General features: G+C 30.6%; 19 protein-coding genes and 1 riboswitch. All 19 genes read left to right on the top strand.

Features of this window, described 5'->3' with window-relative positions:
- Positions 1 to 691: 691 nt before the first annotated feature.
- The 19 genes from truB (at position 692) to pheT (ending at position 26,154) form a co-directional block, all read left to right on the top strand.
- Positions 692 to 1,597 carry a tRNA pseudouridine(55) synthase TruB gene (gene truB, locus QPK10_RS06055; protein WP_368487108.1) on the top strand — a complete coding sequence of 302 codons (906 nt, stop codon included), beginning with the start codon at positions 692 to 694 and terminating at the stop codon, positions 1,595 to 1,597.
- A gap of 4 nt (positions 1,598 to 1,601) precedes the next feature.
- The gene (gene ribF, locus QPK10_RS06050) at positions 1,602 to 2,498 is read left to right on the top strand and encodes a riboflavin biosynthesis protein RibF (protein WP_368487107.1); all 897 of its coding nucleotides are present in this window, start codon (positions 1,602 to 1,604) and stop codon (positions 2,496 to 2,498) included.
- Between the two features lie 175 nt (positions 2,499 to 2,673).
- On the top strand, positions 2,674 to 3,411 hold the full coding sequence (locus QPK10_RS06045) for a lipoprotein (RefSeq protein WP_368487106.1): 738 nt from the start codon (positions 2,674 to 2,676) through the stop codon (positions 3,409 to 3,411).
- 220 nt (positions 3,412 to 3,631) lie between these two features.
- A complete protein-coding gene (locus QPK10_RS06040) occupies positions 3,632 to 5,233 on the top strand; it encodes a sodium-dependent transporter (RefSeq protein ID WP_368487105.1) in 1,602 nt (533 codons plus the stop codon).
- Entirely contained in the window at positions 5,234 to 5,422 is a 189-nt protein-coding gene (locus QPK10_RS06035; protein ID WP_368487104.1) for a hypothetical protein, read from the top strand.
- 254 nt (positions 5,423 to 5,676) lie between these two features.
- Positions 5,677 to 6,858 carry a hypothetical protein gene (locus QPK10_RS06030; protein WP_368487103.1) on the top strand — a complete coding sequence of 394 codons (1,182 nt, stop codon included), beginning with the start codon at positions 5,677 to 5,679 and terminating at the stop codon, positions 6,856 to 6,858.
- A 68-nt stretch (positions 6,859 to 6,926) separates the two neighbouring features.
- Positions 6,927 to 7,105, top strand: a riboswitch (cobalamin riboswitch).
- A gap of 347 nt (positions 7,106 to 7,452) precedes the next feature.
- A complete protein-coding gene (nrdF, locus tag QPK10_RS06025; protein WP_368487102.1) occupies positions 7,453 to 8,475 on the top strand; it encodes a class 1b ribonucleoside-diphosphate reductase subunit beta in 1,023 nt (340 codons plus the stop codon).
- 15 nt (positions 8,476 to 8,490) lie between these two features.
- The gene (nrdI, locus tag QPK10_RS06020; protein WP_368487101.1) at positions 8,491 to 8,946 is read left to right on the top strand and encodes a class Ib ribonucleoside-diphosphate reductase assembly flavoprotein NrdI; all 456 of its coding nucleotides are present in this window, start codon (positions 8,491 to 8,493) and stop codon (positions 8,944 to 8,946) included.
- A 5-nt stretch (positions 8,947 to 8,951) separates the two neighbouring features.
- On the top strand, positions 8,952 to 11,111 hold the full coding sequence (gene nrdE, locus QPK10_RS06015) for a class 1b ribonucleoside-diphosphate reductase subunit alpha (RefSeq protein ID WP_368487100.1): 2,160 nt from the start codon (positions 8,952 to 8,954) through the stop codon (positions 11,109 to 11,111).
- Positions 11,112 to 11,293: 182 nt separating this feature from the next.
- Positions 11,294 to 11,560, top strand: a complete 267-nt coding sequence (gene rpsO / locus QPK10_RS06010; protein ID WP_368487099.1) for a 30S ribosomal protein S15 — start codon at positions 11,294 to 11,296, stop codon at positions 11,558 to 11,560.
- A gap of 109 nt (positions 11,561 to 11,669) precedes the next feature.
- Positions 11,670 to 13,472: a translation elongation factor 4 gene (lepA, locus tag QPK10_RS06005; RefSeq protein ID WP_368487098.1), complete on the top strand. Its 1,803-nt coding sequence runs from the start codon at positions 11,670 to 11,672 to the stop codon at positions 13,470 to 13,472.
- A gap of 121 nt (positions 13,473 to 13,593) precedes the next feature.
- Positions 13,594 to 14,169 carry a hypothetical protein gene (locus QPK10_RS06000; RefSeq protein ID WP_368487097.1) on the top strand — a complete coding sequence of 192 codons (576 nt, stop codon included), beginning with the start codon at positions 13,594 to 13,596 and terminating at the stop codon, positions 14,167 to 14,169.
- A gap of 200 nt (positions 14,170 to 14,369) precedes the next feature.
- Entirely contained in the window at positions 14,370 to 15,284 is a 915-nt protein-coding gene (locus QPK10_RS05995) for a hypothetical protein (RefSeq protein WP_368487096.1), read from the top strand.
- 218 nt (positions 15,285 to 15,502) lie between these two features.
- On the top strand, positions 15,503 to 16,801 hold the full coding sequence (locus tag QPK10_RS05990; protein WP_368487095.1) for a hypothetical protein: 1,299 nt from the start codon (positions 15,503 to 15,505) through the stop codon (positions 16,799 to 16,801).
- A 73-nt stretch (positions 16,802 to 16,874) separates the two neighbouring features.
- Positions 16,875 to 17,561, top strand: a complete 687-nt coding sequence (locus QPK10_RS05985; RefSeq protein WP_368487094.1) for a M48 family metallopeptidase — start codon at positions 16,875 to 16,877, stop codon at positions 17,559 to 17,561.
- A 57-nt stretch (positions 17,562 to 17,618) separates the two neighbouring features.
- The gene (locus QPK10_RS05980) at positions 17,619 to 19,133 is read left to right on the top strand and encodes an NAD(P)H-hydrate dehydratase (RefSeq protein ID WP_368487093.1); all 1,515 of its coding nucleotides are present in this window, start codon (positions 17,619 to 17,621) and stop codon (positions 19,131 to 19,133) included.
- Between the two features lie 51 nt (positions 19,134 to 19,184).
- A complete protein-coding gene (locus QPK10_RS05975; protein WP_368487092.1) occupies positions 19,185 to 22,412 on the top strand; it encodes an FtsX-like permease family protein in 3,228 nt (1,075 codons plus the stop codon).
- A 298-nt stretch (positions 22,413 to 22,710) separates the two neighbouring features.
- The gene (pheS, locus tag QPK10_RS05970; RefSeq protein ID WP_368487091.1) at positions 22,711 to 23,748 is read left to right on the top strand and encodes a phenylalanine--tRNA ligase subunit alpha; all 1,038 of its coding nucleotides are present in this window, start codon (positions 22,711 to 22,713) and stop codon (positions 23,746 to 23,748) included.
- Between the two features lie 15 nt (positions 23,749 to 23,763).
- Positions 23,764 to 26,154 carry a phenylalanine--tRNA ligase subunit beta gene (pheT, locus tag QPK10_RS05965; protein ID WP_368487090.1) on the top strand — a complete coding sequence of 797 codons (2,391 nt, stop codon included), beginning with the start codon at positions 23,764 to 23,766 and terminating at the stop codon, positions 26,152 to 26,154.
- The last annotated feature ends 148 nt before the right edge of the window (positions 26,155 to 26,302 follow it).

Here is a 26,302-nt window from a genome sequence, read left to right as displayed (position 1 = left end):
AATAAAAAGAATACCTTTCAATAAAATTATTACACATAAACTTATTTTTTACGTGTCTATTTTATTTTAGATATTCAGCATTCACTACTATTTTTTTTGAGATATTTTGTTTAAAAGACCATTTAGGTATTATACACGGTCTACGTTCGTTCTATTATATCTAAAATATAATAATTACCTAACATGTTCTCTTTATATGTGCATTCTTAATTTACTTATTGTTTTGTCTACTTAAGACAATTAAATAATATCACTTATTTTTAAAAATGCAACAATAATTTTGCAAATTTTTGACAATTTAATATATTTTATCATTATTTAAACCCTTAAAATTCAAGGGTTTAAATAATGAAATAAACAGGATTAAATAAAAAAAAAAAAAAACAGATTTGGTAAAATGAACAGCCTAGAAAACCAAATCTGCCCTTCAATATAAGTGTATGAAAAACAAACTATTTTAAGATTATAATTATTTTTAAATACTGCTACAAAAGAATAATTATTAAGCACAAAAGGAAAGGCTTTAATAATTTGTAAGAAAGATATAAATGTAACAATAATTATTTTTCATACGTAATTATAATAAATTATTTATGAAAAATTATCAAGATTTTTTAGTAAAATATAACTAATTTAGAACAAATTAAATGATATAATGAGTTAAAGTACAGACTTAAAGGGGTTTTAGCAGATGAAAGATGGTGTTATTTTAATTGATAAACCAGAGGGTAAAACAAGCCATCAAGTGATCCAAGAAATCAAGCAAAAATTAGATGTGCGAAAAATTGGACATGCGGGAACGTTAGATCCCTTGGCAACAGGTTTATTAGTAGTGTTAATTAACAATGCAACCAAAATTAGTGAATATTTATTAAGCGCTAATAAGGGTTATGATGTTGAAATGAAATTATTTCAAGAAACCGATAGTGGTGATATTACGGGGAAAACTATTAAAGAAGAGCCACCGCGGAAACTAAAGAAAAAAGAAATTAAAAAAGTTTTTGCTGCGTTTAATGGTTTTATCTATGAGCAATATCCTCCTAAATATTCTGCTATTAAAGTAAACGGCAAAAAGTTATATGAGTATGCTCGGCAAAATCAGGATGTTGAAATTAAACCCCGCACAGTAACAATTCATGAAATTAAGTTAAAAGAATATAATTCCCATCAACATATTATAAAATTTAGTGTTATTTGTTCAAAAGGGACTTATATTCGTAGTTTGGTGAATGATCTGGCGGCTAAACTGGGTACAATTGCTACGGTTAGTAAGTTAACCCGAACTTTATCAGGGAATTTTACCTTAGCCAGAGCTGTTAAAATTGAAAACTTAGAACCTAAACATATTATTTCGATGTATGACGCCTTATTTATTAATAAGCAACCATTATTGTTATACCATTATGAAGAAGAAATTAAACACGGAAAACCAATTGTAATTATTAACCATACTGATCCGATTATTTTTATTATTAATAAACAAAAAGAAGTATTAGCAGTTTACAAACATATTGGTCGTCATGTATTTGCATCCCAACGGGGAATTTGGACGCCCGACCCGAATGTTAAAAAATTAGAAAGTGAAAGGGAAAACTAAAATTATGCAAATTTTAAGATGAAAAAAAGATTTTGATAGTGCTCCTAAAATTGCATGTTTAGGTTTTTTTGATGGTTTACACGAAGGTCATTTAAAAGTTATCGATGCTACTTTAGCAATTGCCAAGGAAAATAATTTATTATCGTTATTTTTTACATTATCAGAAAGCGTTAGTGATTACTTTAAAAAAATGAATACTAAACTAATGGAGAACAAAGTTAAACAAGAATTAATTGCGACCCGCGGTTTTAATTATTATTTGGAAGGGATTGTTAATGATGAATTTATTAACTTAACTGCCCACCAATTTTTAACCATTCTCCAAGAAAAATACGGAGTTCAAAAAGTCGTTGTTGGTCAAGACTTTTCTTTTGGTAATCAGAAAACCGGAAATGTTGAAACTTTACAAGAATTTTTTGGCAAAGATAATGTTACAATAATTCGTCGCGATCCAACCAGTCCTGCTTCTTCTTATATTCGTAATTTGATTACTAATAACCATGATTTAATTAGTGCTAATAAATTATTAGCATTTCCATATTCAGTGACGGGGATTGTTGAGCATGGTAAAAAATTAGGACGAACAATTAATTTTCCAACAGCTAATATTTATTTACCAAGAAAGTGTTTATTACCTTACGGAGTATATGTTAGTGAAACATTAATTAATAATCGTTCTTATCCCTCTTTAACTTCTTATATGGTTAATAGTAAAAACCAAGAAGCAGTTGAAACTTATTTAATTGATCAAAAGATGGATTTATATGGTCAAGAAATTAGAGTCTTGTTTTTAGAATATATTCGACCAAATATTAAAATTTCTTCTATTGCTGAATTATCAGAATTAATTAATGGTGATTTAAATTACTGAAAACAACATTATCGGATTCCTAGCAACTAATAAATAGCAGGGTTTTTACAAAAATACTTAAAATAGTTGCTTTTTTTTTTTTTTTTGTTAAATTAAGAATATGAAAAGCATTTGGCCCAGTAATTATTATAGGAGATTTCCTATAATAATTATGGGCTTTTTTGATGTTTTTCTTATAAACACAAAATAAGAGAGGTAATATTGAATGAAAAAGTTATTAGCTATTTTAGGGGCTGTTGGTTTAACAGCGACTGGAGCAAGTAGTGTTGTTGCTTGTGATAAATCAGATAAAGATTCAACCGAAATTAGTCAATTAACATTTGTTGATGGAAAAAGTGTAAAAGACTTAGAAGCACTAATGATTAAAGACAAAATCGCGGATGGGAAAGTCGTTGCTGATAGTGTTGCTACACCAGATATGACTGGGGATCCATCTTGATTTAATTTAGATCAAGCTGGTCAACAAGAAAGTGAGCCAATTTTAGCATTATTCCAAGAAACAAAAGATTTTAAAAACTCAATGGACCAAGATGGGAATATTTTAGCATATACATTTACTGTGGAAGCAAAACAAGGAGCAACTGAAATTACTTTAATTTTAAATAAAATGGAAGGAAAAGTTGAAATGCCTCAGGAAGGTGAACAAGTAAAAGTTCCACCATTAACAGTAATGGCTAAACAAGTTATCCAATTAACTCAACCTGATGGTGGAGACAAAGAAAAAACACCTAACTTGGATGCTTTAAAAGCTAAAATTGCTGAAGCTAAAGAAATTGAACAGGGTAAAAAAACTGCTGATGCCTTTCAAAAATTACAAGATGCAATTACAACAGCAGAAAAAGTTACTGATGAAACTGCGGCAAGTGATGCTTTAACTGCTTTAAATAAAGCAATTGATGATTTTAATAATTCAGCAGATGAAACAACACCAGATTCAAAATAATTTTTAATTAAATATTTTATATTAAAAAATCTCTTTATAATTAAAGAGATTTTTTCTTTTACCAGTTGCTTAAAATTACGGTTATAAAAAAAGAACTAAAATTAATGACAAATTATTAAAATCACGGTAGAATTATTTAATATAAAAGATAAAAATTTTTATAAATTTATCTTATTTTCCATAATAATTAAAATTTTATTGTAAAAGTTAGGAGATGACTATGAATAAGAAAAAGCAAATGAGCAAAGTTGGTTTTATTGTTTCTTCGTTAGGAGCAGCAATTGGCCTAGGGGTAATTTGAGGATTACCTGGTTATATTAATAAGAACGGAGGATTTTATTTTTTCTTACTATATATTGTCGCAATGATTATTGTTGGAATTCCGTTATTAATCTTTGAATTTAATTTAGGAAACCTGCGTCGCAAAAGTGTCATTAATATTTTTGAAAAAGAAAATGTTAAAGTAAGTAAATTTATTGGATGGTTTCAATCAACCTTAATGATTATTATTCCAATTTATTATTCAGTTTTAGTTGGTTATACAATTGTTTCAATTGGAATTGAATTTAGTCCTGGCCTTATTAATGATATGGGTGGTAACATTTTTAATAAACATATTTTACAGAGTGGGGGCTTTGGGGTTAGCACCCATGGCGGTTTTCAATGAATTGTGTTTTTAGCCTTTCTCTTAGTTGTTATTTTAGTGGGGTTAATTTTATCATTTGGGGTTAAAGGCATTGAAAAATTAAACAAAGTATTTATGCCCTTATTATTTATTATTATTTTTATTTTAGCAATTTATATCTTAACCGTTCCGGGGAGTAAAGAAGGATTAGCCACTTTATTTTTAAAAGATAATCTAAAAAAATTAGGAACAACTCAAACTTGAAGTAGTGTTTTTTCCTTAGCATTCTTTACCACCTCATTAGGAATGGGAATGATGATGCGGTTTGCCGGTGTTGCTCCGCACAACCAAGACAATACTTCCAAAACATATTTATTAGTAATTGGGATTTTGTTTTTATCGGTTACCAATTTAATTTTTATCTTTGGGTCATCGGGAGCAATTGTTAATAATAGTATAAGTGATAAAACTGATATTTTATTATTCCAACAAGCCATTACAAATAAATTCGGTAGTGATTCAATGGTATTTGTTTTTAATGTCCTTCCCGAAACTTTCCATATTATTAACCAAAATACTGTGGTGGGGTTTGGAAACTTCTTAGGAATTTTGTTTTTCCTAGCCTTATTCATTGCAGGATTAAGCACTACGGTTGGAAACACCGAAGTTATTGTGGATGCAATTGAGACCCAGTATCATTTTAAAAAACGTCGAGTTATTTTCGGAATATGTGCATTAATTATTGTGGTTGGATTAGCATTAGTATTTGAAAATACTTACCAGTTAATTAATTCTTTCCAATTATTAGCTGCGGGGTTAGATCTAATTTTAGTATCATTTGCGCAAGTAATCTTCTTTGTTCATAAAGCTAAAAAATTAGATATTCTAATTAAATATAACAATAAAGTTTCTTGAATTAAATTAGGAACATGATACCGCCTAATGATGTATTATGTTATCCCAGTTATTTTATTAATTATTATTGGCTTTTCGATTTATGATTTTGTAATTTCAACAACAACTAACCCCTGATATATTTCCATCTTAGCATTAGTGCTAGGAATTCTGGTGCCGATTATTTCAGCACTAGCTAATAGTCCTGAAATTTTTAATGCTAAAAATAAAATTAAGAAAACAATTATTCAAAATGAAATTTCAAAAGTAGCACAATCAAAATTAGAAGATGAGGTGGAATAGATGTTAACCATTGTCGCTTTAACAGTATTATTAGTAATCTTAATTTGTTTAGGAATTTTGTTCGCGTTCTTTATTTACAAAGATTTAAAACGAACTGAACATACAATTAAACTTGACCACGAACTAGCTGAGCAGAATTTATTAGAAGTTGATTTAGAAAGCGAATTAGAACAAGAAACCATAAAATAATTTTTATTAAGTATCAAAAAAACTTATTTGAACAATGAAAGTTATTAATAAGATTTGTAAACTAAATCACTGAAATTAAAGGAAAGTGTTATAATGATAAAGAATTAGATATAAAAATTAATAATTTAATATTTGAGAGTATATATAATACCAAATTTCTTGTTAACAAGATTTTTGGTATTTTTTATATCTAATTTTAATAATCTTATTTTAAAATATTAAAATTAAACACTATTTAGAAAGAGTGATTACCTATGAATCCAACTTCAACTGATCTTTTGATTAATAAAATTAATCATATTTTTGAAAAAAATATTCCTGCTTTAGACTTACCAGAAATAGTTAACCTTAATGAATTACTTGAAATAAGTAAATATAAACGTCAACCTTTTGAAGTTTATTGAGTATGAGAAAAAATGTTTACGAAAATAGAAAGTATGTTAACAATATACCAACAATTGCAAATAAACTTAGAACAATTATTATTTTCGGAATCGACAAATTTTATTTTTAAGTTTAGTAAATACCAAGGATCAATTATTCCGACCATCACAATTCACCCCCATAAAGTTAAATTAGAAATTCGCGAAGTTGAATCAGAAACTTCAGCAGTAAATACTTCTCAAGATGATTCTTCAGCAACTAATAGGAAACCAGAACCAAAATATCTTGAAATTCTTAGTGTCCTTAATAAATTATCTTTTGAAAAAATTTTAGAAAGATATGTTATTATTGAAGATGATGAAATGATTAGTTTTGCTGAACTTAAGTCTAATCCGCAGCTATTTGAATTTTATGCAAAATTTTATTTGCATAAAATTAAAACCGAAGTTAATCAATTAAATGTACTTTTAAAATTCCATGATCGAATTCTTATTATTGATATAGCACAACATTATTTTAAATTTTTAAATTCTTTTAAAATTCGCACAAAAGAAATGGTTGATTTTAGTGAACAATTTAAAATTATGGGTTATCAAGAATGAGGCTATATTAAAAAACAAAAATTATCTGCTTTTTTTAAAAACTTTAAGGAGAAAATTTTAAGTGATAGGAAGTTTAAAAAGAAAGAACGTAAAATGGCTGATGTTATTTTTAGTGATACTGGAGAATTTGAAACTTTTTTATGAAATGTTTTAAATGCTCAAAGTCGGTTATTAAGATTTATAGTGGCTAATAATCATTACCAAGTTTTTAACCAAAAATTAATAGATAATTATTTAAATATTATTCATAAAATTCAAGAAAAATGAAAACAAGAAATTGATGAGGGCGAATTAATAGTAACCCAAGTAAAAAAAATTAAAAAAAGAGAACAATTATTATTACGAAAAAAAATTAATGTAGAAAAAAGACTTAAAATAGGGATGATATCGCGTCTTGACTCCTATGAGTGTTCTTCAATGAATGCCGATGAAAACGAAAAAACTTTATAATTAAGGAAAAAAAGAATAATTATTATTCTTTTTTTATTATTTTACAAATTAAAAATAATATAGTAAGATATGTTTACAACTAAATAGCTTTGGAATAATAGATGTTTGGGAAAAGAGTTAGATTCTCTTGCTGTCCCAGCAACTGTGATGCGGATGAACGTTACATTGCCATTAAAGGAAACTTTGAGAAGGGTAACTAGTAAAATGATGCTAAGCCAGGAAACCAGTCTGTTATCTCACTAAATTTATGTTATTCCTGGGAATGAAATAACAAAATTATTTTGTAATCTTTAATAATCTTGCGCATGCTTTTTTTGATTACTTTTAAATAATTTAAAAATATTTGTACTCCTTTCCCTAATGAAGTGAATGCTTTTTAGTTGTCAAGGAAAAGTTGTTTTAGGGATTATTACAAGTTTTTTGTTAACTCTTCATAATTTATTAACAACTCCCATTAGCATTGAACGGGACTTAATATTGTTGAATAATTTAAAAAATCCAGATTACTTTTGGGTTTATTTTAGTATCGCTAATTAAGCAATTACTAAATTATTTTAGCTAGATATTTTTAATATATCTTTGAAAGGAGCAATTATGGCAGTACAAAAAAATAAATATTATCAAGATTCACTTTCACCCCTTGAATATGCTCAAAATAATTTTCAGGGGAAAATGCGGTCAGTTAATTGAAACGTCATTAATGATGATAAAGATTTAGAAGTATGAACCAGAATTACCCAGAATTTTTGATTACCAGAAAAAATTCCAGTTTCTAATGATTTAACATCATGACGTACTTTAAATCCAGAATGACAGCAACTAATTACCCGGACATTTACTGGTTTAACACTATTAGATACAATCCAAGCAACGGTTGGTGATGTTGCCCAAGTTCCTAACTCATTAACCGACCATGAACAAGTTATTTATACCAACTTTGCCTTTATGGTTGCTGTTCATGCCAGATCATACGGAACTATTTTTTCAACTTTATGTTCAAGTGAGCAAATTGAAGAAGCCCATGAATGAGTAATTAACACAAAAAGTTTACAAGAACGGGCTCAAGCATTAATTCCATATTATGTTGGGGATGATCCGTTAAAATCAAAAGTTGCCGCTGCTCTAATGCCAGGATTTTTATTATATGGGGGATTTTATTTACCATTTTACTTATCAGCACGTGGTAAGCTCCCAAATACTTCTGATATTATCCGGTTAATTTTAAGAGACAAGGTTATTCATAACTATTATAGTGGTTATAAATACCAACAAAAAGTTGCTAAATTACCACGAGCCCAACAAGAAGAAATGAAACAATTTGTTTTTGATTTACTAAATGAGTTAATTATTTTAGAAAAAAAATATTTACATGAACTTTATGAAGGTTTTGGCTTAGCTGAAGATGCGATTCGCTTTAGTTTATATAATGCTGGGAAATTTTTACAAAATTTAGGTTACGAATCACCGTTTAGTGAAGAAGAAACAAGAATTGCTCCCGAGATTTTTACTCAGTTATCAGCCCGCGCCGATGAGAACCATGATTTCTTTTCTGGAAATGGTTCTTCGTATGTAATGGGAATTACAGAAGAAACTGAAGATGAAGATTGAGAATTTTAAACGTGAGGAATAATTATGCATGAGGATATTATTAGAGTTTCCGACCACACAGTTACCAAACCAACCGGTGAAATGTATGTTGTTTATTTTTCTTCAACATCAAATAATACTCACCGCTTTATTCAAAAACTAAATATTAAAAACACACGAATTCCCTATGATTTATCAGAAGAAATCTTAGTTGACAAAGATTATGTTTTGATTTGTCCCACATATGGGGGTGGGGGCAATGATTATAAAGGAGCAGTTCCTAAGCAAGTAATTAAATTTTTAAATAACCACCAAAATCGCCAATTTTGTCGCGGGGTAATTGCCTCGGGAAATACTAATTTTGGTGACACCTTTGCGGTAGCTGGACCAATTCTTTCCAAAAAATTACAGGTTCCATTATTATACCAATTTGAATTACTAGGAACTCAACATGATGTCAAAACTATCAAAAAAATATTAAGTGATTTTTGAAAGGAATAGAATTTATGAAGACAAATAAAGTTTCTCTGTTAGCAAATAATGGAGATAATGAAGAATACATTGCTTTAAATGCAAAATCAAAACTATTTGAGCGGGGAAAAGATAATTTTCAATTAGACGTGTTAGCTGCTGAAAGTTATTTAAACCACCATGTGTTACCAAATCTTAAAAAGTTTGCAGATGTTAAAGAACGGATCACTTACTTAGTCAAAGAACAATACTATGATGAAACAATTATTAATAAATATCAAATTGCGGAAATTGAAAAATTAATAGCTCTTGCTAAAAGCTATCAACATCATTTTCCTAGTTTTATGGGAGCATTAAAATTTTTTAACGCTTATGCTTTAAAAACGTTTGATAATCAACAATACTTAGAAACATATGAAGACCGGGTAGTAATGAATGCATTATTTTTTGGGGATGGAGATTTTGAAGCTGCGCAAGCAATTCTAAAAGAAATGATGTTAGGGCGTTTTCAACCTGCAACTCCCACTTTTTTAAACGCGGGGAAAAAACAACGGGGAGAATATATCTCGTGTTATTTATTAAGAGTTGAAGATAATATGGAATCAATTTGTCGGGCAATTTCAACTTCCTTACAGTTGTCAAAACGTGGTGGGGGAGTGGCTTTATGTTTAACTAACCTGCGCGAATTTGGGGCCCCAATTAAAAATATTGCGAACCAAGCCACGGGAGTTATTCCGGTGATGAAAATTTTGGAAGATTCCTTTTCATATGCTAATCAATTAGGTCAACGCCAAGGAGCGGGGGCCGTATATTTAAATGTTCATCATCCTGATATTATGTTATTTTTAGATACCAAACGAGAAAATGCGGATGAAAAAATTCGGATTAAATCTTTATCATTAGGAGTTGTGATTCCGGACATTACCTTTGAATTAGCAAAAAATAATGAAAAAATGGCATTGTTTAGTCCTTATGATGTTCAAAAAGTCTATGGCAAACCACTGAGTGACATTGCCATTACTAAAGAATACTATAATATGTTAAATAATCCTGATATTAAAAAAACCTTTATTGATGCTCGAAAATTATTTCAAACAATTGCAGAGCTGCATTTTGAAAGTGGCTATCCATATTTGTTATTTGATGACACGGTTAATAATCGAAATGCCCATCCCGGGCGGATTGTAATGAGTAACTTATGTAGTGAAATTGTTCAGGTAAGTACGCCGAGTGAATATAATGAAGATCTTAGCTTTAAAAAAATTGGGGAAGACATTTGTTGTAATTTAGGGAGTGTTAATATTGCCAAAATGATGGAAAGTGGTAGCGAGTTTGCTAGTGCAATTTATCAAGCAATTAAAGCCTTAGACCATGTATCACGTAATAGTGATCTTGCTAGTGCCCCTTCAATTGAATATGGTAACCAAAAAAACCATGCGGTTGGTCTCGGAGCGATGAATCTCCATGGTTTTTTAGCAACTAATCATATATTTTATAATTCTCCAGAAGCAATTGATTTTACAAATATCTTTTTCTATGTAATGGCCTACCATGCTTTTAAAGCATCAAATCAATTGGCTCAGCAAGTTGGTGTTTTTAACGGCTTTCGGGAATCTAAATTTGCCGATGGTTCTTATTTCGATAAATATACCAAGTGTGCACCAAACCATTACCAACCGCAAACTGATAAAGTCAAAGCATTATTTACCAAATATAATGTGACAATTCCAACACAACAAGATTGAATTATGTTATGTGAACAAATTAAAACTACGGGACTGGCTAATTCTCATTTAATGGCTGTCGCTCCCACTGGCTCGATTAGTTATCTTTCATCATGTACACCAAGTTTACAACCTGTAGTTGCTCCTGTTGAAGTTCGCAAGGAAGGAAAATTAGGGCGGGTATATGTGCCTGCTTACCAAATTAATTTTGATAATATGGGCTATTATGCTTTAGGTGCTTATGAAGTTGGGCCAAACCCAATTATTGATATTGCCGCCGCTGCCCAGCAGCATGTTGACCAAGCAATCTCATTAACATTATTTATGACTGATACCGCGACCACTCGTGATTTAAATAAAGCATATATTAGAGCTTTTAAACAAGGATGTTCCTCAATTTATTATGTTCGTGTCCGTCAAGAAGTATTAGCAGATAGTGAAAATTATGAATGTGATGCTTGTGTAATTTAATATAGTTTAATAATTATAGTTGCGATGATTAGTTATATTTTTTCGTTAATTTTTATTGAATTTCATTTAATAATCCGCTATGATTAATAAGGTTGTTATTTCGTTGTTATTAACATCACCCTTTGTTAATTACTTTGATCTGACATTAAATAAACCATTAAATGAAGGGAGAATATTACGTAATGTTGACTAAAGAACAAAAAGCTGAAATTGTAGCAAAATACGGTCGTAATAAAAATGATACAGGGTTACCAGAAGTGCAAATTGCAATTCTAACTCAAGAAATTAATAACGCCACAGAGCATTTACAAACCCATAAAAAAGATATTACTTCACGTCGTAGTTTGTTAAAAAATGTTGCGCAAAGAAAACACTTGTTATCATATTTAGCAAACAAAGATTTTGAACGTTATAAAGCTATTATTGAAGCGTTAAAAATTAGAAAATAAAAGGAGAAAATCACATCCGTGATTTTTTTATTTTAATGTTATTTATGCAATTTATCCTTTATAATTATTAGAGATTACAAGATTAATGTAAAAAGAAGGAAGTTAATTAATGGAAAAATCACATATTCGCAATTTTTGTATTATTGCCCATATTGACCACGGAAAATCAACTTTAGCTGATCGAATTTTAGAATTGACTGGGACCGTGGAAAAGCGGGAAATGCAAAACCAGTTATTAGATTCGATGGATTTAGAACGTGAACGGGGAATTACAATTAAATTAAATTCAGTCCAACTAACATACCATGCTAAAAATGGTGAAGATTATATTTTTCATTTAATTGATACTCCTGGCCATGTTGATTTTACCTACGAAGTATCTCGAAGTTTAGCTGCTTGTGAAGGAGCACTATTAGTAGTTGATGCGGCCCAAGGAATAGAGGCCCAAACCTTAGCAAATGTTTATTTAGCAATTGATAATAATTTAGAAATTATTCCTGTTATTAATAAAATTGATTTACCATCTGCTGATCCTGACCGGGTAAAAGCTGAAATTGAAAAAATAATTGGAATTCCTGCGGAACAAGCACCTTTAATTAGTGCGAAAACAGGAGTTAATATTGACCAAGTGTTAGAAGCAATTGTTAAATATATTCCAGCACCAATTGATGCTGATGATAACAAACCCTTGCGCGCTTTAATCTTTGATTCTTATTATGATAAGTACCGGGGAGTAATGCTTTCGGTACGAGTAAAGCAGGGAATTATTAAAGTCGGGGAAAAAATTAAGTTAATGAATACCAATGCCGTTTATGATGTTACTGAAGTGGGTATTAAAACACCAAAAGAAGTGAAGAAGGACCAGTTAGCAGCCGGTGAGGTTGGCTGAATTGCGGCGAGCATTAAAACTATTAAAGATATTAACGTAGGAGATACGATTACTAGTGTTGCTAATCCTGCCCAGGAACCATTACTAGGGTATAAAAAACTAAACCCAATGGTTTTTTGTGGGTTATACCCAATTGATTCTGCAAAGTATAAAGATTTAAAAGAAGCGTTAGAAAAAATTCAATTATCAGATGCTTCTCTTGTATATGAACCAGAAACCTCACAAGCGTTAGGTTTTGGCTTTCGTTGTGGTTTTTTAGGATTATTACACATGGATGTGATTCAAGAACGCTTAGAACGCGAATACAATTTGGAATTAATTGCCACTGCCCCTTCGGTAATTTACCATGTTTATTTAACCAATAAAGAAATGATTAAAATTGATAATCCAAGTAAACTACCTCCCGTTCAAAAAATTGATTATATTCAAGAGCCATATGTGCGAACAACAATTATGACTCCGGACACTTACATTGGTCCGTTAATGGAATTATGTCAGCACAAGCGAGGAATTTATCAAAACTTAGAATATATTGATGATACCCGTCGGATTTTAACTTACCAAATGCCATTAAATGAAATTGTTTTTGATTTTTTTGACCGGTTAAAATCAATTAGTAAGGGTTATGCCTCGTTTGATTATGAATTTGCTGGCTACCAAACTAGCAAGTTAGTAAAAATGGATATTCTCTTAAATGGTGAAGTAATTGACGCGTTATCAACAATTGTGCATCGCGATTTTGCCTATCACCGGGGAAAATTATTGTGTGCTAAACTAAAAGAAATTATTCCACGTCAGAATTTTGAAGTGCCCATCCAAGCTGCAATTAATAATAAGATTATTGCTCGTGAAGATATTAAAGCCTTACGAAAAAATGTTTTAGCAAAATGTTATGGGGGAGATATTTCCCGGAAGAAAAAACTGTTAGAAAAGCAAAAAGAAGGAAAAAAACGAATGAAAGCAATTGGATCGGTGGAAGTCCCCCAGGAAGCATTTATGGCAGTGTTAAAAATTGATGATTAAAAATATTCGTTTTAGAATATTTTTTTTATTTTTGTCATAATTTTCTTGCATTTTTAATAGAAAATGTATAATAAAATTAGAAAATGTTTTGATAGGAGTAAATTAAGAAAGGGTAATTAAAATGAGTGCTTTTGGGGACCAAAAAGTAATAAATACCATTACTGATAAAAAGTTACGACAAGTTGTTAAAAATTTATTAGCATTAAGATTAAATTATACAATTGTGGAAAGAATTGTTAAATCAAAGCGAGAATTAAATAATAATGAAAAGTTTTTCGTATTATCAATTATTAAAAATAATAATGCTTTTCGACAAGTTAAGGATTCAGAAAAAATCCCAGCTAAAGTTAAGAAACAAAAAGTAACTTCTGGTGATCAAAAAGTAAAGAACATTACCGCACCAGTGAAAATTAAAAAACCACTGGTTAAAAAAGCAAAACCAATGGTTCAACAAAAACACCATGTTAAGCCACGGTTACAAGTTACGGCGCCCATTATTATTACCAAACAAAGCAAACCGGGATATTTTGCTAAACGAGATATTTATAATGAAATTAAAAGTAAAGTTTTAAATTTACGAAATGCTGTTAATACCTATCATCGTGATGGTCGCACTGTTTCAAAATGAGAAAATCCCTATTTTAATCATACTTTTCCCTATCAAAACCAACTTTTAAATGCTAATAAAACTCATTAATCTTTTTGAAAGAAGTTAATGAGTTTTTAAAATTTTAATTAAAAAATTTATTTTTTTTGGATATAATTTTTATGTAGGGTATAAATTTTTGCAAATTATCTTTTTTAAAAAACTTATGTATGTTATATGGGATAAATGTAATGACTAATACATTTTGGGATTTTTTAAAGGGTTGGGAACCAGAAAGCGAAGGTAAAACTATGAAAATATTATTAACTTTATTGTCAGTCTTAACAACTGCCACAAGTACAACACCTTTAATTATGAAGAACTATGATAATTTTAGTGAAAACCATGGAAAATTATCAGAAACTACAGATTTTAATGATTCTTATGATACTAAATCAATGGAACTACCAGAAAAAGTTGGTGAACAAACGACTACCGATTTTACTGCTACATTGCAAGATTTTATTGCAAATAAATTTCTAACATTTATTAAGGAAAACAATGTTTCTAAGTTTAATGTTGCGAAAGCGACTTCACAGTTTCAAGGAACAGCGTTTGAAGGGACGCTTGGTACTCTTGCCCAAAACTATGATAAAATTTTGCATGCGGCTGTTGAATTTTCAGATTTTAATGTCATAGCCGTTAGCGGAATTGTTACAAATGATGGTAATGGTAATTACTTGTGAGCGTTAACAGCAAATGTTTATTTTAATGGTGCTGCACAAGACTTTAATTTAAATGGTTATCAAGCAAAACAAGAATTTGCAAATTTCCAAATTACTTCACCATTTAGTAATAGTTTAACAATTGACTATACAAAATCAGAAAGTATTGATCATCAAGATACTACACCACAATCAGCAATTGCCTTACCTAACCACGGATTTTATTACTATGCTTGACAGTTAAAAGACATGTTTAATTTAGATGCAACATATAAAACTGCGGCAATTGATTATATTAATAAAACATTGTCAATAAGCATTAGTGAAATTAGTATTGCTCAACTTGAAATTGCAAATCCTCAATCAGAAGGAACATATCTACCTGGGGATAAATATAATGATGACACAATTGTGCAAGATAAATTATTTTATTTAGCAATAACTTCAACTGAAGCAACAGGAACATTCCATTTATTATTAGAAAACTTAACATTGAATTAAGATGATTTATTAATTTTTAATTTAAGTTTTATTGACCCCTAGGCAAATAGGGGTTTTCTTTTCTTAGTTTTCTATTTGTTTATCAAGATATCCCAAATAACTTCGAAAAGTAAATAATTTTCTTAAACTAATTCCTTTTTGCTAAAAATAATGTAAAATAAAATAGTATAGTAATGGTTATATGTCAGACAATATATAAAGAAATATGGGTGAGTAATATGCAGAGTTTAAAAATATCATCAAGAATTTTAATTATTATTGGGGCGCTTTTATCAACAATAATTTTTGGGGTGTTAATTATTGTTGCCAAAGATGCTACGGATGAAGGGGTTAAAGTTCCGGGAACAATAATTTTTGCTGATCTTGTCAACGTTGTGCGCGCAATTGGGGGCGATAATAGTAGTGCAGTCACAAAAATGCTTGCCAACCAAACCGCAGTTGGAGGTGTCTTAATTGCAATAACTTTTGGAATTGCCTTATTATACTTAATTCCAGTGCTAATTCCCCAAAATAATGGTTTTAAAATTTTTGGTCACTTTTTAGCATTTATTGTGGGATTGGGGTCATTAGTCTTAACAATTGTGGCAATTTATTTAGCCACGGTAACACCAACGACAATTGACCAAAAATATCGTTATGGTTTAAAATTTCAACCATTAGAAATCTTATTTTTAATTGGTCCCTTCTTATTAACAATTGGGGCGATTATTGGTTTAAAATATAGTTTTGCCGCAATGAATAATTCGCAACTATCAGAAGCTGACCGTAACCGTCAACGTGCTATTAACCTAACTGCGGGGCGAATTGGAGCCCGTGGGACAGTTCCCCAAAAACAATTTGTCCAAGAAAATGAAATTAAGCCACGTGCGGTTCCACCAGTTAATCAAGCCCCAAGCGTTAATAATGATTTAAAATTAAAAATGGCGCAGTTAAAACAACGGATGGCTAGTGCCCAAAAAATTGCGAATGAAAATAGTATTAATAATAGTCGCTGAGTTAGTGCAACTAGAAAGAGTGAACCAAAAGAAGAAATTCGTGTGGGTGCCGAGGGACAATATTTGCGTACCTTACGCGATGGTGAAGTTTTGGATGAATCACCAAAAGGAGTTGACATTGCTAACCGCGCGGAGTTAGTGCAAAAAGGGGATGTTATTAAACACCATGAATCATATCATTACCAAGCTCCGAACCAAGTTAATAAATCACAACCCAAAACTTCGTTATTTATTCCTAAATCAAAACAAAGTGCCCAGATTGATACCAGAACACTAGAACAAAAAGTTGGCGGTCCTTATACTAAAGGAACTGTCGGTGCTCGTCCGAATCCAAATGCCAAGGTTGATCATTCTTATGATGGCAAAGTATTTTTAGGAGATATTGATAAAATCTGAAAAGCAGGGAAAAAATATCGTGAAGATATTACAGTTAAAAAACCGCAACATAATGAGTTTAATAACCAAAACCCACCGGCTAATAACTATCCGCCCCGCAATAACAATGACGAGCACAATAATTAAACAATCAAAACCACCTTGTTAAGCTTTGTGGTTTTTCTTTGAACGATTGATAATTTGAAGGTGAATTATAACAATGATAAAAACATTATCTTACCAAGGAAATTTAATTAAATATGAATTAACCATTAAAAAGCAAAAGAATATTGTGTTAAATGTTAATAATGGCAAAATTAAAATTTCAGCGCCGAGTCATGCTAATGACTGAGAAATTGAAGGACTAATTTATCGCAATATTAAAAAAATTCTGACGATTATGGATTATCATGATAGTTACCGGAAAGTTGCCTTTGCGCCTGTTAACCAACTTGGTTATGTAATTGTTTTTAATAACAAATACCCCCTCCAATTAACAGATGAAAATATTCATACCAAAATTATTAATAAAGAATTATTTATGATGAAAGATTATGGGAGTTATGAAGAAAATTTAAAAAAACTCCATAGTTTTTTACGTCAGAAGTTTACTTATAAATTTGAACAATTAGTGAATAAATGAGCTAAAATTATGCAGTTAGAATATAAAAACCTAACTATTAAATCAATGACCAGAAAGTGGGGAGTTTGTTATCCCCAAACTGGCAAAATTGTGTTAAATATTAAATTAATTCATTTTGACCCTAGTGTGATTGAATATGTGGTGGTTCATGAACTTAGCCACCTTGTTCATCATAACCATTCCAAATCATTTTGACATTATGTTGAAAAGTACTTACCAAATTATCGTGACAAAATTGAAGTTTTAAAAAAACCAGGAATTTAAAACTTTTTTTATTTTCTAATAGTAAAATATTATTGACACATAGTAAGGATGATGACAATGAAATACGTGGGTACTAGTAAAATGACTTATCAACTTGATGAATATTTCGTGAAAACTTTAAATTATGCGCCCGAAGAATTAATGGCCCGCAGTGCCCGGGGGTTATTTAATAATCTGAATTTTACGCACCAAAATTTTTTAATCATTAGTAATTATGGGAATAATGGGGGCGATGGCATAGCCTTAGCTGCTTTATTAGCAACCTTTGATCCTACAAAAGAAATTAATGTTTATATTTGTTGTACACAAATTATTTTTGCCGATAAAAAAACTCCGCAAACTAGTTATTGATACCACCAAGCCCAAACACATAATAATATTAAGTTTTATTTTTCCCCAACCCCCGTTACTGAATTAATTGCAAAAGCAGAAACTATCATTGACTGTATGTTTGGAGTTGGGTTCCACGGCGAACTAGGAGCAGAGGTTGCTCAAATTATTAATAATATTAACGCTGCTAAAAATAAATTTATTATTGCTTGTGATTTGCCAAGCGGAATTAATAATGATGAGAAAGTTATCAAGCAAACTGCTGTTAAAGCTGATCTGACAGTAACCTTTTTAACTTTTAAAACAGCCTTTACTAATTATGAGATCATTCCTTATTTAGGTAAGGTTGTCGTATGAGATTTAGAGTTTCCAACTCCCGACCTAACTGTAATTTTTGAAACTTTATTTCCCAACCACCACGAATTTTGAATTGATAATTTAAAATTTCCACCCCGAAATGTAATTTCGCATAAGGGCGATTATGGCAGTGTTTTAGTATGAGCGGGTAGTGAAACTTATCCTAACACAGGTGTTCTAGTTGCCAATAGTAGTGTTAACATGGGCAGTGGGTTAGTATACTTAGCAACGCGAGAAACTGAACTTAATAAAATGAGTGGCTTAACTCCTGAAGTAATTCCCGTTAGTCTTGATAATAAAGAATTATTAGACACCTTATTAAAAAATAAAATTAGTGCTTGTGGGTTAGGGCCAGGATTAGGAGTTAAACCACAAACTTTAGTTATGTTAGAGTTTATGTTAGCAAATTATCCGGGACCAATTATTTTTGATGCGGATGGAATTAAATTATTAAATGCTAGTATCTTAAAACGAGTGGCAAACCGCGCAATTATTACTCCGCATCCTAAAGAATTTGCTGAATTGCTTTCCCAACCAGTTAACACTGTTTTAAAAAATCGGGCCCAATTAGTAAAGGACTTTGCTAAAAAATACCAAGTTATTGTTGTATTAAAAGGGTACCAGACGATTATTAGTGATGGTGATACGCTCTACTATAATAGTACTGGTAATCCGTATATGGCAATGGGTGGGGCCGGTGATGTTTTGACCGGAATGATTACTAGTTTAGTGGGACAAAATTATCCGTTATTAACAAGTGCCTACCAAGGAGTTTATTTCCATGGGTTAGTGGCTGATGAGATTGCCAAAACTAAAAAACCAGTTTTACCAACGGATATTATTAAAAACATTGGCTATCTTTTTAACAAACTACTTAATAAATAATTTATAATATTTATACAATAATAATTTGATTTTGTTTAAAGGAGACCATTAATGAAACAAATCATTAAGAGCTATTTAAAGGCCTATTTTAAAAATTGAATTGAAGCAATTGGTTTAATTTTATTTGTAATTATCATTATTGCTAGTTTAGCTGGAGTGTTGTCTGGGGCAATTCAATTTAAAATTAAATATGATGAAATTACCAAAACCTCTAAACAATGAGATTATTATTTTACAACGCGGGGAAATTATCGCTATGAATTTTTAGAAAACTATTATTTAAATAATTATTATGTTGATGAAAATGGTCAAAAAATAACCGTAACTAGTGATGGGATTCCAATGCTTGATAAAAATAGTAAATGGTGAAAAGATACTTTAGATAAGTGTGGGAAAAAACATGATCCCGAAAGCCAAAAGGTGTGCCAATCAAAAAGTATTCTAAGTAAATTACAAGTAATTAGTACAATTAGAGGAACCGGAAAAACTGTCGATGGCATCAACCCTAGTACTTTTAATTATTTAAAAAACTATAATTACCGGGCATTAAATGAATTAACAACCCGCTTTTTAGCAGATCCATTAGGAACTAACCGATGAGAAGCAGTCATTAATGAAGGTTTATTTTTAACAACCAAAGACCAAATTCCGATGAATTATTATATTGTTCCTTATGATTTAATTAATCTTAATACTAATAAGGCAGCTACAATTAATCAATTAAAATTATATGCGGGGCGCTTGCCAACGAATGAACACGAAATAATTTTAGGGAGCGTGTTTGCCCAGAAATTTAATTATCATCTTGGTGATACTTTTAAATTATCCGATGATCCCCAATATCAATATCAAATTGTTGGATTTGGAATTACCCTTGATACTATTATTCGAACTAGCAATGGTAATAATAAAACCAATAGTGATAGTAATTATGGGCAGATGTATTTTTCCCAAGGCCAAATCGCAGCGATTGCCGATGGTTATGCCAATAATAAATTTACTAATTTTACCATGAATAGTATTTTAGAATATCTTATTAAAATGCATACCAATGCTTTACCACAATTGTTTCAACGCTTACAAATTCCGTTTTTAAATCCGCCTGATGGTTTGTTAGCATTTAGTGATTCAGTTATTGCACAGCAAACCCAAGCAATCCACATTCAAATTATTATGTATGCGGTGATTGGTTCAGTGTTATTATTTTTAGGTTTTATCTTTATTAACTACACAATGAAAAAAGAAATGAATAAAACCCGTAAACAAATTGGAATTTTTAAATCCTTTGGCTATACTATCCATGAATTGTCATGAGTATTTGCGTTAAAATTTTTTCTTACAATGATTTTAGGGGTTTCAATTGGTTATCTCTGTAGTTTACCAATTCAAACTTATGTCAATGCTTTATATGTTAATGGTTTAATGATTCCGTTTCAAATGATTTATACTAGTTGACCTTTTATGGTAATCTTATTTGTGGTGATTCCGATTCTTTTTGCTCTTGGTTCTTTTTTGTTAACCTTGTTATATATTAAAAAACCAATTTTAGAATTAACAGGAGGGGCTAATAGCTATCGGATCAATCACTTCAGTAATTTTATTAAGCACTTATTTGCAAAGACTAACTTTATCTTTCGGGTGCAGTTATCATTTACATTAAAATCATTTGGAAAATGAAGTGCTGTTATTTTTATTTTTTTAATATCTTCTATTTTATTTATTATTCAATTTAATGCCTCTGATATTTTTACAAGTATGATTACTAATATGAATATCAACTACCAACCGGGAGTTGACCATCGTTTTAAATTTTCCAAGCAGATGATTGAAGCGTCAACTGTTACTGAGAGTGGGGGAGCAGAAAAATTAAAATTAGTTAATGTTAATAATACCCGTTATTCTCCAAGCACCAATGTCGAGCAAGAACCAGAAGTTATTAAATCAACTACTGAATTTAAAACAATGCTTACCCAATTAGAGGAGGCCAAAAAAACTTCGCCAAGTTATTGTGCTGTTGCTCTCGCCCAAATTGCTAGTTATCATCCGGGTTATAAAGCAATTTATGTCGCAGATTTAGTTCAGTATTTAACATTAGCTAGTCCATGTTTAGGACAAACAATTCCAATTCCGGATTGAATTAAGAATTTAGAACAGTTACCTAATATTTTAGATTTGCAAACGACACATCCTATCCTTGCTTTTAATCAAGTTTATTACAATCCCCAAACTGAGTTACCATATCTAAATTTAAAAGTTAGTTCAAGTGCTCAGGAGAATGTTGTTTTGAATGATATTAGTTTAGTGGGGTTACCAAGTCAGAAATGGAATCAATTTTATCGTTTTGATAAAGTTCCAACTAGTCAAGTTGATGATATTTTTACCACTAATTTAATAAATGGTAAAATTCCTGCCATTATTTCGTACCGGTTTGCTAAATTAGCTCATTTACAAGTTAATGATCATTTTAATTTAACTATTAATAATCGGTTAAGTAAATTTAATGTTCCAATTACTATTAAAGGAATTATTAAAAACGATAATTTAAAAAATAATGTTTTTGTTAACTATGATAATTTAAAAAACTTGTATCTTGATAATAATGACCAGCCATTGCCAGTCTTCTATAATAGTATTATTTCCAAAGAACAGTTAATTGATCCTAGCATTAATATTGATGATGTTATTAAAGGAAAAACAATTGTTAAATTCCGCTTGCAGAATTTAGCGTTAAATTTCTTTAATACTGATTTAAATAATAGTTTATTGGATATCTTAAAAAAATTAGTGAATGATGATGATAACAATGCCACCTTATTATTAAATCCAAATAGCATTTCAACAATTGCCTTACAACAAGCAATTGCCAAAGCTGCTTTAAAATTAGTTAATAATTCCTTACTAATAATGCAAATTTTAAATGGAGCTATCATTTTTATTATTTTAGCTGTTGTAACCTCTTCGGTTATTGATGAAGCAAGCCAAATTATTTTAACAATGCGCGCCCTGGGTTATCGCCCTGGTCAAGTTAATTTTATTGTAATTGGTAATTATGTTTTAGGAATTATTCTGACTTTTATTGTATCGTATTTCTTAACCCTTTTAATTTGAAAAATTGCTCTGGATATTATTTTCACAAAATTTATGGTAGTTCTTAATATTCCCCTTAATTGGCAAACCCCTTTAAAAGCCGGGGTTATTATTGGGGTTGTTCTTGTCTTATCCTGAATGTTATCAATGTATTTAGTTAAAAAACGGAAACTTAATGAACTAACTGAATAAAATAGGTTATAATACTTATATAACTAAAATTTAATATTTTAAATCAATGATTTAGGAGTAGTAATTAATTTAGCCGATGTCCAGCGAGACTATAATTGGTGTGAGATAGTTGATGGGCGATTAATGAATTCACCTAATGAGAGCTGCTAATCCCAGCCGGATTATTTTATAATTCGTTAACTAATTAAGAGATTACTTTAATCTGAACAAGGATGGTACCGTGATATATTCACTCCTTATTTGATATCTTTTGATATTAAATAAGGAGTTTTCTTGTCAACAAAAAAGGAGTTAAACAATGGAAAAAGAATTACAACAATTAATTACAACTGCAATCAAGGAAATTAACAGTGCAAGTAGTTTGGAAGAATTAAATAACTTGCAAATTAAATATTTAGGAAAAAAATCAACAATCAATGATTTACTACGTGGTTTGAAAGATTTAAAACATGAAGAACGCGTGGCACTGGGGGCATTAGCTAATAAAGCAAAAAGTGAACTAACCACTTTATGGCAAACTAAAAAACAAGCATTAGAACTAGTTTATTTAAACAATAAGTTAGAAAATGAAAAAATTGATTTAACATTACGAGAATATCAATTAAAGTTTGCAAATAAACATCCACTAAATATCATTATTGATGAGATTTCTCAAATTTTTCAAGAGTTAGGTTATGATACAGTATTTGGACCAGAAGTAGAAAGTGATGAATATAATTTTCAACGGTTAAATTTACCAGTTTCTCATCCGGCCCGTGATATGCAAGACACTTTTTACATTAGTGATAGTATGTTACTAAGAACCCACTGTACAAATGTTACCGCCCGGGCAATTAGCGGAATGACTTCCGATGATCAAGTGTTAGCGGTCATTTCTGCTGGGAATACTTGTCGCCGCGATGATGATGATGCCACCCATTCCCACCAGTTTATGCAAATTGACGGATTTTTAGTGGCTCCTAATGTTAGTTTTGCTAACTTAAAATGAACCTTACAATACTTTTGTCAACGAATGTTTGGTGATAAAACCCAAATCCGAATGCGCCCTAGTTACTTTCCTTTTACCGAACCATCCGTAGAAGTTGATGTAACTTGTATTCGCTGTGGTGGGGCGGGATGTAGCTTGTGTAAATTTACCGGCTGAATTGAAATTTTAGGAGCAGGGATGATTAACCCGCTTGTATTTGAGGCGTGTGGCCAATCAAAAGATTTAACTGGTTTTGCCTTTGGAATTGGAATTGAACGGATTGCAATGTTAAAATATGGGGTTGATGATATTCGCCGCTTTTATACTAATGACTTACGATTTTTAGACCAGTTTAAAGGTTTTAATTAAGAAAGGATAACTAAGATGATAATAACAAGAAAATGACTAGAACGTTATATTGATTTAAATAAGATTAGTGATGAACAAATTATTAGCGCTTTAAATAGTCTTGGTTTTGAAGTTGATAACTACCATAACTATGACCAGAATACTAATATTGTTTTGGGTCGCGTCCAAGTTGTAAATCCGATTCCCGATACTCACTTAAACTTCTGTTTAGTAGATACCAAGGGGGAGTTAGTTGATCCGATTGTGTGTGGCGCAAGTAATGTGGCGGAAGAAATGTATGTTGTGGTTGCCAAACCAGGAGCCCACTTAGCAAATGGAGCTGATATTGCAACAACTAATATTCGTGGTTTTACTTCGGAAGGAATGATTTGTTCCTTAGAAGAACTAGGACTTCCCAAGGGTACCTTAACAACCACTGAGTTAGATGAAATTCTACCCTTAACAGAAGATATTGATATTCATTATGAAAATTTAGGAACTAGTGCGATTGGTAAAATGCTAGGCCTTGATGATGCCAGTTTTGAAGTGGACTTAACTTTAAACCGGAGTGATGGGTTAAGTGCCTATGAACTTGCCCGTGAATTAGCTAATTACTTTAATCGTAAGTTAGAACCTTTAGAGTTAGAAGATCCTGGGGAATTAACTGAATATGAAAATAATTTAAAAGTTATTATTGATACTAATGATGTCAATGTTGCAGTTAGTGCTAATATTCAGTTACAAGAAAATCGCCATCCTTTAGCGGCTAAAAAACGAATTTGATTAAAAATGAATCAATACCAATCAGATATTACCAAACCAATTCATGATTTATTAGCAGTCACAACCATTGAAACTGGTCAACCCTTATTAGGATATGACCGCCAAAAAATTACGGGAACATTAAAAATTACCGATAATTATGAAAATAAAGAATTTGGGATTAGCAAGGGCGATTTAGTTGTTATTGATGATGACCAATTTGTGGAATTGATTGGAGTCAAAACTAATCCAGTCTATGAAATAACAAGTACTACGACCGAAATTACCATCTTGGCGGTAAATATTAACTTTACCAAAATGCGTAGTCAGCAACGAAAAGTGGGGATTAGTAATTTAAATTTACAACGCTACATTAAACCATTGTCTGCTGCAACTGTTAACATTGGATTAGGAAGGTTTATTAAATTATTAGAACTTCACGAGTATTTAACAAAAGTATCAGTAATTAATTTTGTTAAAGAGAAATACTTGGAAAATGACCAGATTATGGTTTCTTTAAGTTATTTAAATAGTTTAATTGGTCACCAGTTTGCTCTAAAAGATGTGAAGGAGTTATTAGAACCCTTAGACTTTGTTATTAATGAACAAGATCATAATCATTTTGTTGTCCAACCACCAGCGATGCGAACTGATTTACACCAACCAGCTGATATTGTTGAAGAAGTTGCCCGGTTATTTGGCTATGACAATATCATTGCCACTCCGCCAGTTGTCCCCCATGTAAAAAAAACTAGTCATAATAAAGCAAAAGTTATCAGTGCTTTCGAACAATGATTATTAGGGAATGGTTTTTATCAAGCTAAAACTTACTCGCTAGTGAATGACCAGGAAAATCAAGATTTTAATTTATTTGGTTATCAAAATCCTTACCGTTTACTAAGTCCCTTATCGCAAGACCACCAAACAATGCGGTTAAGTTTATTAAATAGTTTACTAACAGCTGTCCAATATAATAATGCTCGTAACCTGGATAATGTTAAATTGTTCACAATTGAAAAGATTTATTTTAACAATAACCAGGAAAATTATCATGCTAGTTTTGTGGCCCAAACAGATATTATTAAAAGTAATTTAACAGCCGATAAATTAGCGAATTCCTACTATTATATGAAAGGATTATTGGAAGGATTCCTAACTAAAGTCCAAATTCCCTTAACAAAACTAACATATCGTGAAGCACAGCCCTTACCAATTTTTCATCCTTACCAAACCAGTGAAGTTTATTTAGATGACCAATTATTAGCAGTCATTGGAAAAGTTCATCCGCAGTTACTTGCAAATAACATCGATACTTATTTCTGTGAAATTAATTTAGAAGTGATTTTTAACTATCCCCATAAGATTCCAACATTCTTTCACGAGTTAAACAAATATTCATCATCAACCCGTGATATTTCAATGTTAATTAAAAAAACCGATCATTATGGTGATTTAGAACCAAAAATAATTGCTAACCTTAACCACTTAACAAATGTGGAAGTTGTTGGTCAGTACCAAGGCGAAAATATTGCTGATGATATGCGTTCATTAACCGTGCGCTTTACTTTTAACAGTAATGATCAGCAATTAACAGAAGTTGATGTGAATAATGAATATGAAAAAATTAAAAATAATTTAACAAAATTAGGAATTACTATTCGTTAACAACAATTACCAGAACTATTTATCATAAATAGTTCTTTTTTTCTTGTAATCACAGCTTTTTTTTGTTAAAAATAAGTTATTGATTAAATTAGTAAAAACTATAATTTAGTTAATAGCATGGCGAGATGGGAAGAAGGTGTGAGCAAGA

Source organism: Spiroplasma sp. DGKH1 (assembly GCF_040940205.1).
Taxonomy (GTDB): Bacteria; Bacillota_I; Bacilli_A; order Mycoplasmatales; family Mycoplasmataceae; genus Spiroplasma.
Note: the sequence above shows the minus strand (reverse complement) of the source record. Positions and strands in the feature narration are given on the sequence as shown.